Annotated in this window: 13 protein-coding genes and 2 pseudogenes; 4 read left to right on the top strand and 11 right to left on the bottom strand. The window is 41.0% G+C overall.

The annotated features are described in order from the left end of the window. Positions 1-272, bottom strand: a pseudogene (locus HWQ40_RS33695) (hypothetical protein); the annotation flags it as partial. Between the two features lie 48 nt (positions 273-320). Then, the gene (locus HWQ40_RS33690; protein ID WP_292786572.1) at positions 321-857 is read right to left on the bottom strand and encodes a hypothetical protein; all 537 of its coding nucleotides are present in this window, start codon (positions 855-857) and stop codon (positions 321-323) included. A gap of 392 nt (positions 858-1,249) precedes the next feature. Between HWQ40_RS33690 and HWQ40_RS33685 the strand changes: the two genes are divergently transcribed. After that, entirely contained in the window at positions 1,250-2,521 is a 1,272-nt protein-coding gene (locus HWQ40_RS33685) for an alpha-L-fucosidase (RefSeq protein ID WP_292786570.1), read from the top strand. A 219-nt stretch (positions 2,522-2,740) separates the two neighbouring features. On the opposite strand, the gene HWQ40_RS33680 is transcribed toward HWQ40_RS33685, so the two are convergent. The 5 genes from HWQ40_RS33680 to thrS all read right to left on the bottom strand — a co-directional run bounded on the left by HWQ40_RS33680 (position 2,741) and on the right by thrS (position 8,667). Continuing rightward, entirely contained in the window at positions 2,741-3,193 is a 453-nt protein-coding gene (locus tag HWQ40_RS33680) for an Hsp20/alpha crystallin family protein (protein ID WP_292786568.1), read from the bottom strand. Positions 3,194-3,899: 706 nt separating this feature from the next. Then, positions 3,900-4,295, bottom strand: a complete 396-nt coding sequence (locus tag HWQ40_RS33675; RefSeq protein WP_292786565.1) for a hypothetical protein — start codon at positions 4,293-4,295, stop codon at positions 3,900-3,902. Between the two features lie 392 nt (positions 4,296-4,687). Beyond that, the gene (locus tag HWQ40_RS33670) at positions 4,688-5,398 is read right to left on the bottom strand and encodes a bifunctional 2-polyprenyl-6-hydroxyphenol methylase/3-demethylubiquinol 3-O-methyltransferase UbiG (RefSeq protein WP_292786562.1); all 711 of its coding nucleotides are present in this window, start codon (positions 5,396-5,398) and stop codon (positions 4,688-4,690) included. 517 nt (positions 5,399-5,915) lie between these two features. Then, a complete protein-coding gene (locus HWQ40_RS33665; protein ID WP_292786560.1) occupies positions 5,916-6,368 on the bottom strand; it encodes a hypothetical protein in 453 nt (150 codons plus the stop codon). A gap of 463 nt (positions 6,369-6,831) precedes the next feature. Continuing rightward, positions 6,832-8,667 (bottom strand): threonine--tRNA ligase, encoded by a 1,836-nt coding sequence (thrS, locus tag HWQ40_RS33660; RefSeq protein WP_292786581.1) that lies wholly within the window; start codon positions 8,665-8,667, stop codon positions 6,832-6,834. A 613-nt stretch (positions 8,668-9,280) separates the two neighbouring features. On the opposite strand from thrS, the gene HWQ40_RS33655 reads away from it, so the two are divergent. The 3 genes and pseudogenes from HWQ40_RS33655 to HWQ40_RS33645 form a co-directional block, all read left to right on the top strand. Further along, positions 9,281-9,598, top strand: coding sequence for a DUF2605 domain-containing protein (locus tag HWQ40_RS33655; protein ID WP_292786558.1), 318 nt, complete (start codon positions 9,281-9,283; stop codon positions 9,596-9,598). A gap of 306 nt (positions 9,599-9,904) precedes the next feature. Beyond that, positions 9,905-10,234, top strand: a complete 330-nt coding sequence (locus HWQ40_RS33650; protein ID WP_229494151.1) for a DUF2973 domain-containing protein — start codon at positions 9,905-9,907, stop codon at positions 10,232-10,234. A gap of 153 nt (positions 10,235-10,387) precedes the next feature. After that, positions 10,388-10,585: pseudogene (locus HWQ40_RS33645) on the top strand (hypothetical protein); the annotation flags it as partial. Between the two features lie 2 nt (positions 10,586-10,587). Here HWQ40_RS33645 and HWQ40_RS33640 read toward each other — a convergent pair. The 4 genes from HWQ40_RS33640 to HWQ40_RS33625 all read right to left on the bottom strand — a co-directional run bounded on the left by HWQ40_RS33640 (position 10,588) and on the right by HWQ40_RS33625 (position 14,279). Continuing rightward, positions 10,588-10,833, bottom strand: a complete 246-nt coding sequence (locus tag HWQ40_RS33640; protein ID WP_292786578.1) for a hypothetical protein — start codon at positions 10,831-10,833, stop codon at positions 10,588-10,590. A gap of 46 nt (positions 10,834-10,879) precedes the next feature. Next, on the bottom strand, positions 10,880-11,155 hold the full coding sequence (locus tag HWQ40_RS33635) for a hypothetical protein (RefSeq protein ID WP_229455123.1): 276 nt from the start codon (positions 11,153-11,155) through the stop codon (positions 10,880-10,882). Positions 11,156-11,613: 458 nt separating this feature from the next. Next, entirely contained in the window at positions 11,614-13,137 is a 1,524-nt protein-coding gene (locus HWQ40_RS33630) for a chlorophyll a/b binding light-harvesting protein (RefSeq protein ID WP_292786550.1), read from the bottom strand. 83 nt (positions 13,138-13,220) lie between these two features. After that, positions 13,221-14,279: a chlorophyll a/b binding light-harvesting protein gene (locus HWQ40_RS33625; protein WP_292786548.1), complete on the bottom strand. Its 1,059-nt coding sequence runs from the start codon at positions 14,277-14,279 to the stop codon at positions 13,221-13,223. Between the last annotated feature and the right edge of the window lie 247 nt (positions 14,280-14,526).

The raw sequence follows: 14,526 nt of genomic DNA, 5'->3' as shown, positions 1-14,526 counted from the left end.
TCCGCGCTTCCTAAATATTCTCGAATGGCTGGTACTTTATTTTTTCGCAAGTCCCTAACCGCTGTTGTCCCCCGACGGCGGATTTGTTCCATTGCTCTAAAAATGGTACGGTAAAGTCCGTGCCAGCGTTCTAGTAGTAAGGGTTGCAAGCTAAACAAGCGTATTTCTTTGGCGTATGTTTCCCCGGTTAAAACCGTTTTGTATAAGTTCATTTCCCGAAGAACACTCGCTTGAGTTCTTTCTACTCCCCAAGCTTGCTTACGGTATTTCATCTGCACATACATCACCGAGGTAACGCAGCTAAACAAAATTAGCGGTACCTACCAAGCCAGGGACATCGAAAGCAATATGGCTGGAATGAAGATAAAAATTCCCTCTAACATTGTCACCAGCCTAAGACAAAGCTCTGGAAGTCGTTGCACTCCCTTTTCGGTCAACTGCACCAAATTGAGCAAATCGGGTGTTTCAAACAGGGCAATATCTTCAAAAGTGGCAACCTTTTCAATTACTTGTCCTTGAACAAAGCCGAAAATGCGATCGCGCAGAGAACTATATACAAAGGCATTGATGTTAGCGATCGCATCACTGACCAAATTCACCAGCAGTGAACCTGCAATGCTGGAGAGTAGCAACGGTTGCGAAAGTATCAGGGCGATGGCATTCTGCGTTGTCCCTATACTCAATAAGCGGGTAATTTCATCAATGATCGTTTTGTTGAGCCAAATGGCGATCGCTGGGCCTGCACCACCCATTAATGTCAGAATTGTTACATAACGTAGCTCCTTTGGAACTACCTGTATCACTGTTGCTACACTCCGGCGAAATGCTTGGAATGGAGAAATTTCAATTATTTGCATATATTTTAAAGTAGCAAATAATAGCAAAATTCCCAGACAGACGTTGTGATCTCAATTCAACGGATTTACTTAGCTTTAAAGATGACACTGTTTATCAAACTATGTCATCATTTGTGTCATTCGTGAATTTTTTGTCTAGCTTAATGTTTGGTGCAATTGGTACGGCAAACTTTGAGGCATACATCTTTACATAACACCCTACACTATGCCCACGCCAAGCAAGGGCTTGTCTCTAGTTCTGGGGAAAAGGGGGCGATGAGCTACGCCCCACTTTATAGCAATCGCATTTTCACCTCAGCCAACAAATAATAACAACCAAAATCTGTATATGTACTAATATGCAAAGGGAGCTATTTCTCCTTTATTAAGCAGAATTATTGCCAAATTTCACCATGATGAATAACTGGTTTGATACAGCTCGATTGGGGATGTTTATTCATTGGGGACATAGTTCCCAACAAGGATGTGAGTTATCTTGGCCGTTAGTTGGGGGTGTATTCAGCCTACCTTTTTGCAAAGATATTCCAGTTGAGAAATATCACTACACAGCTAATACTTTCAATCCACAGCAATACAATCCTCAAGAATGGGCAGATTTAGCAAAAAGTCTAGGAATGAAATATGCCATATTAACAGCCAAACATCATAATGGTTTTGCCCTATTCCATACGCAAGAATCAAACTTTTCAATTGCATCTGCACCTTATAAAAAAGATATTGTACGTGAATATATCGAAGCGATGCGCTCTGTAGGATTGCGTATTGGTCTTTATTTTTCGCTTAGTGACTGGCATCATCCAGACTATCCAGCTTTTACAGAAGCAGATAAACCTTATCGCTTTGACCAGCTACCTCAACCTACAGCGCAACAGTGGGAGCGATATATCCAATTTATGTTCAATCAGATACGAGAATTATTGACCAACTATGGTCAAATTGACATCATTTGGTTTGACGGAAGTTGGGAACGCACTCCAGAGCAATGGCAGGCTCAAAAATTAGCGAAAATGATTCGTGATTTACAACCGAATATTCTCATTAATGATCGTCTGCCAAATTGTGGAGACTTTGAAACTCCTGAGCAGTTTATTCCTCCTCACCCACCTGATCATCCTTGGGAAACCTGTCTGACTATTAACGAGAGTTGGGGATATAATTCAGATGATTGCAACTTCAAATCCTCTCGTCAATTGATTCATACCCTTTGCGAAGTAGCAGGCAAAGGAGGCAACCTCTTGCTCAATATTAGTCCAATGGGTAATGGACAAATCCCTCCTGAGCAGTTAGAGCGTCTCAAAGATATAGCAGATTGGATGGGGAGCCACTCTGAAAGTATACTTGATACAACCCCAGGATTAGAACCGTGGCAATTTTATGGCCCCTCAACTCGTAAAGGCGTTCGCGCTTCGCGTGCCGGAGGCAATCGCATTTATTTACACCTATTAATGAAACCTTACGAAACAATATCAGTTAGGGGTATACCAATCAAACAAGTAAAATCGGTGTTTGTTCTTGCTGACGGCACAGCACTAACCTACACAAGTCGCTGTGCAATTATTGATTCTATCCTCAATTCTAATCCGTTAGGAGAATTAACAATTGATGTACCTGAATCAGTAATTAATCCATACGTTACAGTGATTTGTATTGATATTGATTCTTGAGTAATTAATGTAAATTCATTAACAGTACAGCGATCGCTCCAATTCTTAGAGGAAAAGAGAGCGACACCGATATAGCGTTACCGAAGCGGTAGCGAGGTACGAGCGTCCGTAGGATCGTCACAGCCCCTTAAAGTAGAGAGCGCATACAAAAAAACCCAGTCATCTCTAACTGGGCTTTTAGCTATCTCAATCAATTATTGGAGGTGAGTAGTTTCGCTCTTATGCAGCAGGTTGCTCTAGATTAACCTTGACAACTTTGTTCTTTTCTTGCTCGGACTTGGGCAGTGTCAAATTCAAGATCCCGTCTTTATAATCTGCGGTGACATTGGTATTTTGAACCCTAGCGGATAGAGGAATTACACGTTGGAACTTGCCGTAGTAAAATTCACTCTTGGTAATACCCTTGTCTTGGGTTTTAGTTTCAGACTTGCGCTCACCGCTAATGTGAACAGCGTCTTCGGTGACTTGAATATCTAAGTCTTTAGCTTCCAGTCCTGGCAGTTCTAGCTTGAGATGAATCGCATCATCAGTTTCGTGCAACTCAGCAGCCGGTACTCTGATAAAGCCTTTTTCAAGCCGTGCAGATGGCACTCTGGTATCTCCAAATAAGCCGTTGATGTGACGTTCTAAAGCGTTCAATTCTTGCCAGGGGTTGTAACGAACTAGTACCATAACTCTTTCTCGGAAAAACTCAGCTATTGTTTAATCGTCTTTGCACTTGATTTTGTGCTTATGTATTCATAATAAGTATGGTTCAAAGTCCTGTAAATTCGGTAATCATCATTCCATTAGGTGATGATTACCGCACTTAATTAGACCTAAAAAAAGATTACGGTTTACTCTAATTTATCAGTTCGGTAAACCAGAATAATAACTATTAAGACCAATAATAATCAACTAACTAATCTGCTGTTGAGTGGGAGGCTTGAGAATAGGTTTAGCTGATTGGGTTCCACCAAGGTCATCACTGGGACAACCAGTAGATTATCTCCCAGAACCAAAAATAATCAAGTATGCAATAAACTTGGTAACAGCTTTACGAGAGTGATGAAGGCGATCGCTAAATTGATTTTTTGAGCGCTGTGCTCTTAAATGATACCGTTGGTGGGATTAATATCTGCAACATACCACCAATTAAAAACCCCGCAGTCACACAAGACGCTACGGGGTATTAAGGTAGGCTGTTGACTTTGGCTATTTTTCGGGAATTTTCCGAAAAATTATTTGTGCTGGTTTCTGCTTGTGTGAAAGCGCCTGCAACACCAATTTTTACGCCAAAACAAAAAATACAGATTTTGCATGAAATCTTGTGGGCTAAAGGGTACAGAGTCAACAGCGTAGTACAAGACGGCAGGTATCAGTTCTATTTCATTGGTTGTCACCCTATAGGTAGTGTTGGGGAATCAAAGGAAATGCCGTCTTCTGGTGTAGATAGTACTACAACTTCAAAACCTGCAAAGGTAATGAAATTGTAAAAAAAGCTTTCTCCAGGAGTAGTTTCAATTTGCCTCGGAGAGACTCCGCTGTCTGAAGAATCAGAATCATACAAGACAGTTACTTTTCGTTCGGGAATGTTTAGTGTTACTGTATCTCCCGACGACGAGAATGGTTGTAGTGCACCTGCTTGTATTACCTGTCCACATGCTCCGAGAATAGTGAACTGTATATCTGGACCGACATTCCTGTTTTTGAATGTGTAGGTAGCACCTCCGCTTATTTTTTCCGTAGTTTGATCGCTTAGTTCTTCATAGAGATTCAAATTTGCGTATTTCATGGATCTAACTCAATCGAAGTTATCTTTAATAGAAAGGTCTGATAATAGCGGAATGAAATTATCTTATTGGTTAAAGAGAAATGGAAAGAGGGCATCAGTCCAATTGTGGAAGATGTCAGTAAAATCACCGCTGAAAGTTGCCATTTCTTCAGGAGTCAATTGAGCGAATGTTTGTTTATCATCAATACAAGAAACTCAGAACGAGGATATGATTTATTTTGTTAATGTTAAGCATGTTTTTATCCTTTTTTAATTAAATGCATATACAAATAATTAAGTAAGTTTTAGTTCACTATCTCTGTACTGTCATTCTCTACGACGACTTTTAGTTTTTATGCACAGAGAATAAAAAGTTTTTTTGAGAATCTGTAAAATCCTTACTGAGTAATGAATTATGCTTTGGCTGTATAATTGAAATCTGTCAAAGAATTATGCCTTTGATATTTAATCCGCACTTGCTTAACGTCAAGCTCAGATTCTAAAAACACGAGTTTTTCTACTTGCTGTAATCCCACATTTTCAAACTGTGCTAATTCTGAGTCTGATAATGGCCAAGGTGGGCCAGAGGGTTCAACTTCTGTATCTCGAACACGAGTAATCAGCAAAAGTGTGCCACCAGGAGCAACAAAGGAGGCAACTGAAGAAATAACCCCAGAACGCACATTCAACGGCAAAGCTTGAATATTACGACATTCAAAAACAAAATCAAAAGCTTGATGCCATTGTGAGGGAATTGCTAACAAATCTGCAACTACATAGTTGACAGTCGAATCTGGAAATCGCTCTTGACACCAAGCGATCGCTGTTGGTGAAATATCAAAAGCAGTTACTTCAAATCCCAGATGAGCTAAAGCTTCGGCATCATCTCCCAAGCCGCAACCAATGACTAGCGCCTTTTGCCCAGAAGCGAACGGTTCATGATTCGTCAACCAATCTTGTAGATAAGGGTGAGGAGTTAACTTTGCCCAAGGAATTTTTGCTGTATCACCTTTAGCTTCGGTATATAACACTTCAAACCATACCGATGGTTCTGATTTTTGTAAAGCTTCGGTAGCTAACTGTTTAACATAAAATCGTAAATCTTCAGGTTGCTGTTCAAACATAAAAACTGACATTACTAACAATTGTGTAAAACTTTGGAATACCCTAAGTATTGTAGATGAGGAAAAGCGATGCCTACGGTTCACTCTATTACACTATCAGGCAAGGATTTGTCACAGTTAAAATTGCTTTGGCAGGAGTACGGAGCCTGCGATCGCACGTAAAACGCAGCTATTTTATTTTAATGGCGCCTCTGCTTGGGTGAGAACGAGTATTTGAACTCCATTGATCAGCCTTTTAGCTCCATTAATGAGTATTTGAACTCCATTAATCAGACTTTTAGGCTGAGGGCAAATTCTTGATTTAGGAAAAATCTGACTTTTCACGTCATATAGAAAAGCTAACGCTAAACCTGAGCAATGAGCAAGCTTTCTTACTAGGGAATAGAAGCGAGGTTTTCTAGATGAGAGTAAAAAGTCAGATATTGAAATGAGTGGAAAAGAGATTTTGTCTGTCCTACCGTCAATTAAAATCAATCCTCAGTTCACTTGGAACTAGCTTAATACATAGACGGAGGGATTAATCACGACCCCAGTCGCGATCGCGTTCATAGCGACGGTTATTGTTATAAATGTTGCGAAGGTTATTATCGCGGTCATAACGGCGGTTATTATCGCGGTCATAACGGCGGTTATTATCGCGGTCATAACGGCGATTATTATCGCGGTCATAGCGGCGATTATTATCGCGGTCATAACGGCGATTATTATCGCGGTCATAACGGCGATTATTATCGCGGTCATAACGGTGATTGTCGCGAATGTTCCGAAGGTCGTTCTGGCGGTCATAATCACCATTTCTGTAGTGACGACTATGACGTTCGTAGTTAACATCATCGTTGCGTTGATAGCTGTGGTTATCTAACTCAGCAAGATAAGACGCTGGTGTATTAGCATCAGCTTTTGGAGAAATAGCCAAAGCTGAAGCAGATGCTATCAAGCCGGCAAGCAAAATAGAGGTAAAGCGGTTCATGATGTGAGTAGAAAGTTGTTGACAGTAATTTATGCAAGTCCAGTCTGTTTAGGAAAAGCAGATTCCACAAGTCTTTAAATCAATCCTAACAGTGTTGAATAACTCGAAAAGTTTTCTTGGGTGCGGCGATTGAGAAAAGTTTTGTTGTCTGTGATACTTTCTGACATTCAAAATCTCGTGAAAAGTTAAAATTAAAATAAATTTTTGCTCTCCATTAATGAGTCTTTGATATTAAATACAGCAGATTGCAACTTCTCTACGAGAGGCTACGCCAAGGTGAGGTACAGATAATCGTAGGGGCACAACATGTTGTGCTCCTACCCGTGTACTTCATTTACTTGAAATACGCTGTATATTACGATCGCACCTTTGCTAACACCTAGATGATCGATTCAGTAAGCCTCAGTACCCTAATAAACAAGACGCACACCAATTATGATTAGTGTGCGTCTGCGATTAGATTTTATAAATTCTCGAACTTAGTGATCGCATCCTTCATTTTATCTACCACCTCATCGACGGCGATAACTCCCAATTCTCCAGAGGCGCGGGTACGGATACTCAAGGTGTTAGTTTCCACTTCTTTAGCTCCCACCACAGCCATCACGGGTATTTTTTCTTTCTCTGCATTGCGAATCTGTTTACCCAAGCGATCGCCACTGGTATCAACTTCTGCACGGATGCCCAAGGCACGCATTTTCGCCACCACATCTTTAGCAAAGTCTAGCTGTGTATCACCCACGGGCAGTAATCTAGCTTGGACTGGCGCTAACCACAAAGGAAAATCACCTGCATATTCTTCAATTAAGATGCCAATCAGCCGTTCCAGTGAACCAAAAGGCGCACGGTGAATCATCACTGGGCGTTTGCGAACACCATCTTCGGCGACGTACTCTAACTCAAAGCGTTCTGGCAAATTGTAATCTACCTGTACAGTTCCTAATTGCCACTCCCGCTCTAGGGCATCACTAAAGATAAAGTCAAGTTTTGGCCCATAAAAAGCCGCTTCTCCAATACCTTCAAAGTGTTCCATCCCCAAGGTTTCAACTGCACGGCGAATTGCACCTTCAGCTTTGTCCCAAACTTCATCTGAACCGATGTACTTATCGCTAGCAGGATCGCGGAAACTCAGTCTAGCTTTAAAGTTCTTCAGTTGCAGACTATTAAACACCGACAAAATCAAATCCACCACACTGAGGAATTCACTATCGAGCTGTTCTGGGGTGACGAACAGGTGAGAATCATCCACAGTAAAACCGCGCACCCGCGTTAAACCGCCCAATTCCCCTGATTGTTCGTAGCGGTAAACAGTACCAAATTCCGCCAGCCGCATCGGTAGTTCGCGATAAGAGCGCAACTCACTTTGATATATTTGGATATGGAAGGGACAGTTCATCGGCTTCATGACAAAGCCCTCTTCATTGGCAGCTGCTTCCTCGTCATCTGCCATCAAAGGGAACATATCTTCTTTATATTTCTGCCAGTGTCCAGATTTTTTAAATAAATCGACTTTAGCAAGATGGGGAGTCACCACAGGCAGATAACCCCGTTTTAACTGTTCTTGCTTGAGGAAGTCTTCTAAAATACTCCGCAAAAGAGTACCCTTTGGTGTCCACAAAGGTAAACCCGGCCCTACTAGATCAGAAAATATAAATAATCCCAGTTCCTTACCTAGTTTCCGGTGATCTCGGCGTAGCGCTTCTTCTTTGCGTCGTTTATATTCAGCGAGTTGTTCTGGGCTTTCCCAGGCGGTGGCGTAGATGCGTTGTAATTGGGCTTTAGTTTCATCCCCACGCCAATAAGCGCCAGCAACGCTTTCTAGTTCAATTGCTTTCGGGTTTAATTCACTGGTATTTTCCAGATGAGGCCCTGCACACAAATCCCACCATTCATTCCCCAGGTGGTAAATCGTAATTGGTTCGTTTTTAATATCTGCCAGAATTTCTAGCTTGTAAGGTTCCTTAATTTCCTGAATCCGGCGTTCGGCTTCTTCGCGGCTGACTTCTTCCCGAATTACTGCCAGTTTGCGATTGATAATCTTCGCCATCTCTTTCTTGATGGCTTTGAGATCGTTTTCGCTAAATGGTTCTGGATTATCGAAGTCGTAGTAAAAACCGTTTTCAATCCAAGGACCGATTGTAACTTGTGCCTTGGGAAACAGCTTTTGTACTGCCATTGCCATTACATGGGAAGCAGTGTGGCGAATCTTTTTTAAGTTCTCTGATTCGCTGGTACGCGGTAAATAAATTTTTTCAACTTGTTCTGACTGTTGTGACTGATTTGATAAATTTGGCGACATTGGCTGCTGAACCGTTGGCGAAGTGATTACAAAAGGTGATTTATCTGAATCTGTAGGCTTATTCAACTATAACGACTTTGATTAACTAGTCATTGGTCATTTGTCATTGGTGCATACCCCGTCCCTTGCAATGCCATGAGTAGTTCGACAAAGCTCACGTAAACTTGCTTTCACGGTGGGCAGAAAAACTTTGTCTTTCATCGGATTAATTCAAACTATGTTAAAGAGTGGGCGTGCTTTCTCTTGGACTAATGACTAATGACTAATAACTAATGACTTTGCGTAGCGGTTTGATTCTGAGTCCTGAATTTTGACTCCTGAATTCTTCTTCAATCCAAAGATAAAGATAAATTTTTGATTTGTTATCTGAGTGTCAAATTCAGGATTGCCCGTGATCGCTAAATTATCTTATGAATTGCAACTTGATGTCATATATACCTATAGATGCCTGTCCAAAGGCACTGTACAAACCAGATATCAAGACTATATAATAAATTCTGTACCCTCTGTTACAAAATTTTATATCAAGAAATTATGAGAAAAACCGAAAAAGTATTAAGAAACGTAAATAACGTTAATATTAGTAAGCAAGTTTGAAATATGCCTCTCATTTATGTCAGACTCAAATTTACCAGGGACTGAGTTGCTGAAAACGGTTTTAGATCCGCTGCTGGAAGATTTTCAGCATTGGTTTACGCGATCGCGCCATTTACTCGAAACTGAGGAACTATCATTTATGACTCACCAAGAGCAATCTGACTTGCTCTTGCGGGTTAAGCAAGCACAGGATGAACTAAATACGGCAAAGATGCTATTTAATGCAACTGATAAACAAGTCGGAATTGATATGGCAACATTAATGCCTTGGCATGAATTAGTAACAGAATGCTGGAATGTCGCAATGCGCTTTCGTCAAGGACGTGAAGTCTAAGCGCTAAATTTCGGCAGACTATTTAGCGATGTCTCTTGAATTACCAAGGAAGCGTCTACGCAAGATGGTAAATCAGTCGTTAAAAAGATAGTAGAAAATTCTTAACAATTTCTTAACATTAACGAGATTAGCAAAATAATGTATCATATGCTACCGTAAGTGGAATAACGGTTGACAAATAGCTCCATATAAATGTAAGCGCATGAAAAGTGCGTAGAATACTCGTCTTAAGTGTGAGTACAGTATCGGCGAAACAAAGCGTTACAAAATAAAGTTTTAAAAATTGCTGTTCTGGAGGAAAATCCAATGTTACATCTGCTTTACATTCTTGCTTTTACAATCCTTGCATTTATAGCTGTTGGCAACTTAATTCGTAACTTGATTATGTTCAGTTTTGATCGGGAGCGAACTTACCCGACGAATTCCTCGCCAATGAATAATCAAGGCAACTATGGTTATTATTCATCGAAAAAACAGTTTGTACCCCATCCAGAGTTATTAGATAACGCGGGAAACTTAATTAAAGAGCCACTTTTGGTAATGCGTTCAATTAACGTTGAAGATGCGCGTCAACATCTCGATGCACTTTACGAAGCATCCCCAGGACATAAAAGAGAAAATTCAGAAGAAGCATAAAAGTTAGGAGTAGAGACGCGATTAATCGCGTCTGTTAGGAGTTTGGGTGTAAATTATTGTTGTTTTTACATCGTTAACCCTTTTCTTAGCAGAAATTTATTCCCATATCAATCCAGTGAATGTAGCTTTTTTGCATTTTGTTAAAAATACTCAATTGGTGGACGACCAAACTCATCGTTGCAAGGACTGCGCTCGCAGGCGGATACAATTTTCATTGCTGAAGATGTGATTGAGGATTTGAAACGAGTAGCACTGTTGTTAGGATTTTCTGCTTATCAGCCATTAGTTCGTGCTTATATCGAACAAAGACTTAGAGATGATCTTGAGCCACTTGACGGTAGTACTGTTTCTATTTAGAGAATTTCCAATTCTTTTTTGGCACTTTTCAACTGTCTCCAGAGGATGTGAATTTGTTTGTAAGCCTCTTCTGGGGAAAGTTTACCACTAGTTTGGAGGCTACAAATGTAGTTTACCCGTTGAGAAAAATCTTGAAGATTAGCGTTAAATACTAGATACTCTGGTTTAAATTGCCCATAATATGGACTACGAGGATATAGAAAATCACATAGTTCGGATAGCAAATCAGATTGTCGGTTTATAAGTATTTAGAGTGTTACGGATTAGAAATTATCTAATTGAAAAATTTTAACAAAGCTTTCGCCGACCCTTTTGACAAGCATTACAGAAAGAAGTTTGAGGTTCAAAGTCAAGACAGCCGAACGCTTCCTCAGAACAAGCTTTAATTGGATGTACAGTACACTTAAGGCGATAGTCGTTAGTGAAATATTCACAAGCATGACAAGGAATTTGATGTAGCTTTTTTAAATGATTTATCCCTTGTTTGAAGGTAAACCAGATACTCAAAATAAAGAAAATCAAAGTGGCCCAAGCAAATGAAGCACAAAAAATTGTAGCCAGCATAAGTTATCCTCCTAAAGATTAGAAAAAAGTGCCCGCGGTCAACTGCTTTTAACCGCAGGCATGAAATATTATTTAGCTGGTGTTGAGTGAAACTAAATTAACTAAGTCAGTAGGTAGACATGAATCAATATGTCATTGCCTAAGCAATCTAATTATTAACTTGATGCAATGAGCGCCAAGAATGCCAAACTTAATCTGTGAACGCCAATACACCAAGGAAGAACTTAGCTCAGATTCATAATAGCGATCGCCTTCCATTAAATAAGGTCGCCATCCTTGCAGAACCTCGCGTTCTTAAAGGTAAAGTTACAGGATAGATTGGCACGTGTAGCCGTTTAAACAAGGAGTGAGGCCAGAGCGAGCAATCTAAATCTTGCTCTAAGATACTTACTAGATACTTTATTGTAAAGACGTAGAATGCTACGTCTTTACATCATGGGTACTAAATCACTAGATGATTAAATCGAGTTAATTGCGATCGCACCGAATAAAGCAACACTAGTCAATAGCAGATAAGCGAAGATTGCTCCACCAATTCCACCAATCAAAAAGCCCTCAGTAAATTGACTCCATTCAGCAACAGTATTGATGCTCTGTGGCACTTTGGCAACTATTGCAACCGAAACCGGTCGTGAATAGATTTCCTGTTGTCTTTCGTAGCTAGTAGTGCCATAAAGCGAAAAACCAATTGTCAGGATGATAATCAAACTGCCTGTGGCTAGTAAACCAACTAAGTTGCCCACATTAGAATTGCGTAATAAACCTAATGAACCTAATGTTGCAAAGGGGCCAACTAGCCAGTAACCATGAGCCATGCCAATTTCTAATCCCCGCCACAAAGCAGATATACCAGGGCGGTAAAGTGGCAAGTATTTGAGAAACTTCAGCGTCAGATCAGAAGAATTGACTACGGTTACTTGATTACTCCTTTGGCGCTCTACACGTGGAGGCTGAACCATATCACCATTTTTAAAATCAAATCCGCCTGCGATCGCACGAGCGCGAAGAGCGTGCCAAATGTGACCTAACAGAAATATGAGCGCTAGGACAAAATGGAAAGTTACCAACCAACCACGAGCAGAAACTATACCAGCAGAAGTTTCTATAGCTTTAACTGGGCCATAAAAAACTTCGGGATAGACGGTGTTATTGACTGAAGCAAAGTATGCTGCTAAAAAGCCCATGTATGCTACAGCACCAATGCTGTAAGATAAATACGCTTCCCCTGAGTAAATCAAAACTCGGCGTGCCCAAGCAAATGGCTTAGTCAAGATGTGGAAAATACCACCGCCAATTAACATCAAACCAACCCAGATGTGACCACCGACAACATCTTCCAAGTTATCGACAGCTGCCATTCCGTCTGGTCCCCAAGCCCCAAATAGGTAGCCAAAGATGCGGAACGGGTTAAGTGTCGGATGATTAATTACCCTGACATCTCCACCGCCAGCAGCCCAAGGGTCAAACAGTCCACCCCAAAACACCGCCTTGGCAACTAAAGTCAAAGCACCCAAACCTAAAAGCGTTAGGTGAATGCCCAAGATGGTAGTCATCTTGTCCTTATCTTTCCAGTCATAGCCAAAAAAGCCAGCCCAAGTGGGATTATCTTGTAACACCTCTGGCCCCAACAGAGAGTGGTAAATACCACCAGCTGCGAGAATCACTGAAGGTATCAGATGTAAGACGCTGATTACAAAGTAGGGATACGTGCTAATAACTTGCCCACCAGCACCGACACCCAAACCCAGAGTTGCTAGATGAGGCAGTATAATTAACCCTTGCTCATACATTGGCTCATTAGGGTTGAAGCGCGACAATTCAAACAGCGTCATCCCTCCAGCCCATAACAAAATCAATGCAGAATGGGCAATATGAGCGCCTAGTAATTTTCCCGATAAATTAGTGAGACGAAAGTTACCAGCCCACCAACCAACATCAGGTATTTGTTGCTTATATGGGCTATCTTCAATTACTGCTGTCATTTTCAAAACTCCTTGAGAATATTTAGCAATATTGTTGAGCTTATGCTTCCAGGCAATTGCAAATCCATTGCATTAAATTGAATTTAGCTAATTGGTTGCGGAATTACCGCCTCCTGACTCACCCTACCTTTGCGAAAATCGAACCCACGCGCCCGCAAGGCGTGCCATATATGACCTTGGAGAAAGAAAAAAGCTAACCAAAAATGGGCATTAGCTAACCAAGTCCGGGCAGTTACAAGGTCAGGGTCAAGTGATGAAAAGTACGGCACGATATTCTGTCTAACTACAAGCGCCGGCCCATAAAAAACTTCAGGATAAACAGTGGTGTTTACCGATACAAACAGAGTTGCAATAAAACCCATCAGTGCCAAAGCGCCCAGACTGTAAGAAAGGTAAGCTTCTCCAGACCAAACAAATAGTGGATGCGTCCAGGTAAAGGGCTTAGTAGCTATGTGGAAAAGTCCACCGAAAATCAATATCGCACCAACCCAAATATGTCCACCAACCACATCTTCAAGGTTGTCAACGCCAGCAATCCAAAATTTCCTAATTGCGCCAAACAGATAACCAAAAATGACGGCTGGATTTAATGTCGGATTTGTAATCACCCGCACATTTTCAACATTTGGGTCGTACAAACCCCCAAAGTACATTGCTTTGGCGACTAACAAGAATGCACCACAACCCAGTAAAACCAGATGTATACCAAGGATTGTGGTCATTTTACTGGTGTCTGACCAGTCATAGCCAAAGAAAGAAACTCTACCTTCCAATTTTTCCGGGCCACGCAGGGAATGAAAGATTCCTCCGAAACCCAAAAAGGCTGAGGAAATTAGATGCAAAGCTCCAATTACAAAGTAGGGATAAGTATCCACGACTGCACCATTTACGCCAACACCCCAACCTTCAGTAGCTAGATGAGGTAGCAAAATTAAGCCTTGCGAGTACATCGGTTCTGCTGGATTAAAGTGGGCTAGCTCAAATAAAGTCATAGCTCCTGCCCAGAAAACGATCAGACCAGAATGAGCGACGTGAGCGCCGAGTAATTTGCCTGATAAGCTGGTGAGTCTGGCGTTACCAGCCCACCAAGGCGAGTCAGTAAGGTCTTGCTCCACCGACAGCGGACTTGTAGAAGTTGTCATTTTACATCTACCTTCTATTGAGAATATTATTCAATAAATCTTAAAAAAGAGTCTACACTAAAATCTCAATAAATGAAAGAAACTCTCATTAATAATTTTGAATGCAAATGAGAAATTACTTACATCTCAATACGTTTGGTGTTGGTGATATTTGACTCTGGGAGATTCCCCTAACCCTATCAGTAATACTTAACATCATGGATAATTTGTCAATAAGTAATAGTGCTTAAACTGCCTATCGTATTAT

It is taken from the genome of Nostoc sp. NMS9 (assembly GCF_017114995.1).
Classification (GTDB): Bacteria; Cyanobacteriota; Cyanobacteriia; order Cyanobacteriales; family Nostocaceae; genus Nostoc.
Note: the sequence above shows the minus strand (reverse complement) of the source record. Positions and strands in the feature narration are given on the sequence as shown.

Bases quoted from the DNA above. Each gene is read 5' to 3' on its own strand.
- HWQ40_RS33625 (WP_292786548.1), bottom strand. From the start codon at position 14,279: ATGACAACTTCTACAAGTCCGCTGTCGGTGGAGCAAGACCTTACTGAC.
- HWQ40_RS33665 (WP_292786560.1), bottom strand. From the start codon at position 6,368: ATGAACCGCTTTACCTCTATTTTGCTTGCCGGCTTGATAGCATCTGCT.
- HWQ40_RS33650 (WP_229494151.1), top strand. From the start codon at position 9,905: ATGTTACATCTGCTTTACATTCTTGCTTTTACAATCCTTGCATTTATA.
- HWQ40_RS33680 (WP_292786568.1), bottom strand. From the start codon at position 3,193: ATGGTACTAGTTCGTTACAACCCCTGGCAAGAATTGAACGCTTTAGAA.
- HWQ40_RS33675 (WP_292786565.1), bottom strand. From the start codon at position 4,295: ATGAAATACGCAAATTTGAATCTCTATGAAGAACTAAGCGATCAAACT.
- HWQ40_RS33690 (WP_292786572.1), bottom strand. From the start codon at position 857: ATGCAAATAATTGAAATTTCTCCATTCCAAGCATTTCGCCGGAGTGTA.
- HWQ40_RS33670 (WP_292786562.1), bottom strand. From the start codon at position 5,398: ATGTTTGAACAGCAACCTGAAGATTTACGATTTTATGTTAAACAGTTA.
- HWQ40_RS33630 (WP_292786550.1), bottom strand. From the start codon at position 13,137: ATGACAGCAGTAATTGAAGATAGCCCATATAAGCAACAAATACCTGAT.
- HWQ40_RS33635 (WP_229455123.1), bottom strand. From the start codon at position 11,155: ATGCTGGCTACAATTTTTTGTGCTTCATTTGCTTGGGCCACTTTGATT.
- thrS (WP_292786581.1), bottom strand. From the start codon at position 8,667: ATGTCGCCAAATTTATCAAATCAGTCACAACAGTCAGAACAAGTTGAA.
- HWQ40_RS33655 (WP_292786558.1), top strand. From the start codon at position 9,281: ATGTCAGACTCAAATTTACCAGGGACTGAGTTGCTGAAAACGGTTTTA.
- HWQ40_RS33685 (WP_292786570.1), top strand. From the start codon at position 1,250: ATGATGAATAACTGGTTTGATACAGCTCGATTGGGGATGTTTATTCAT.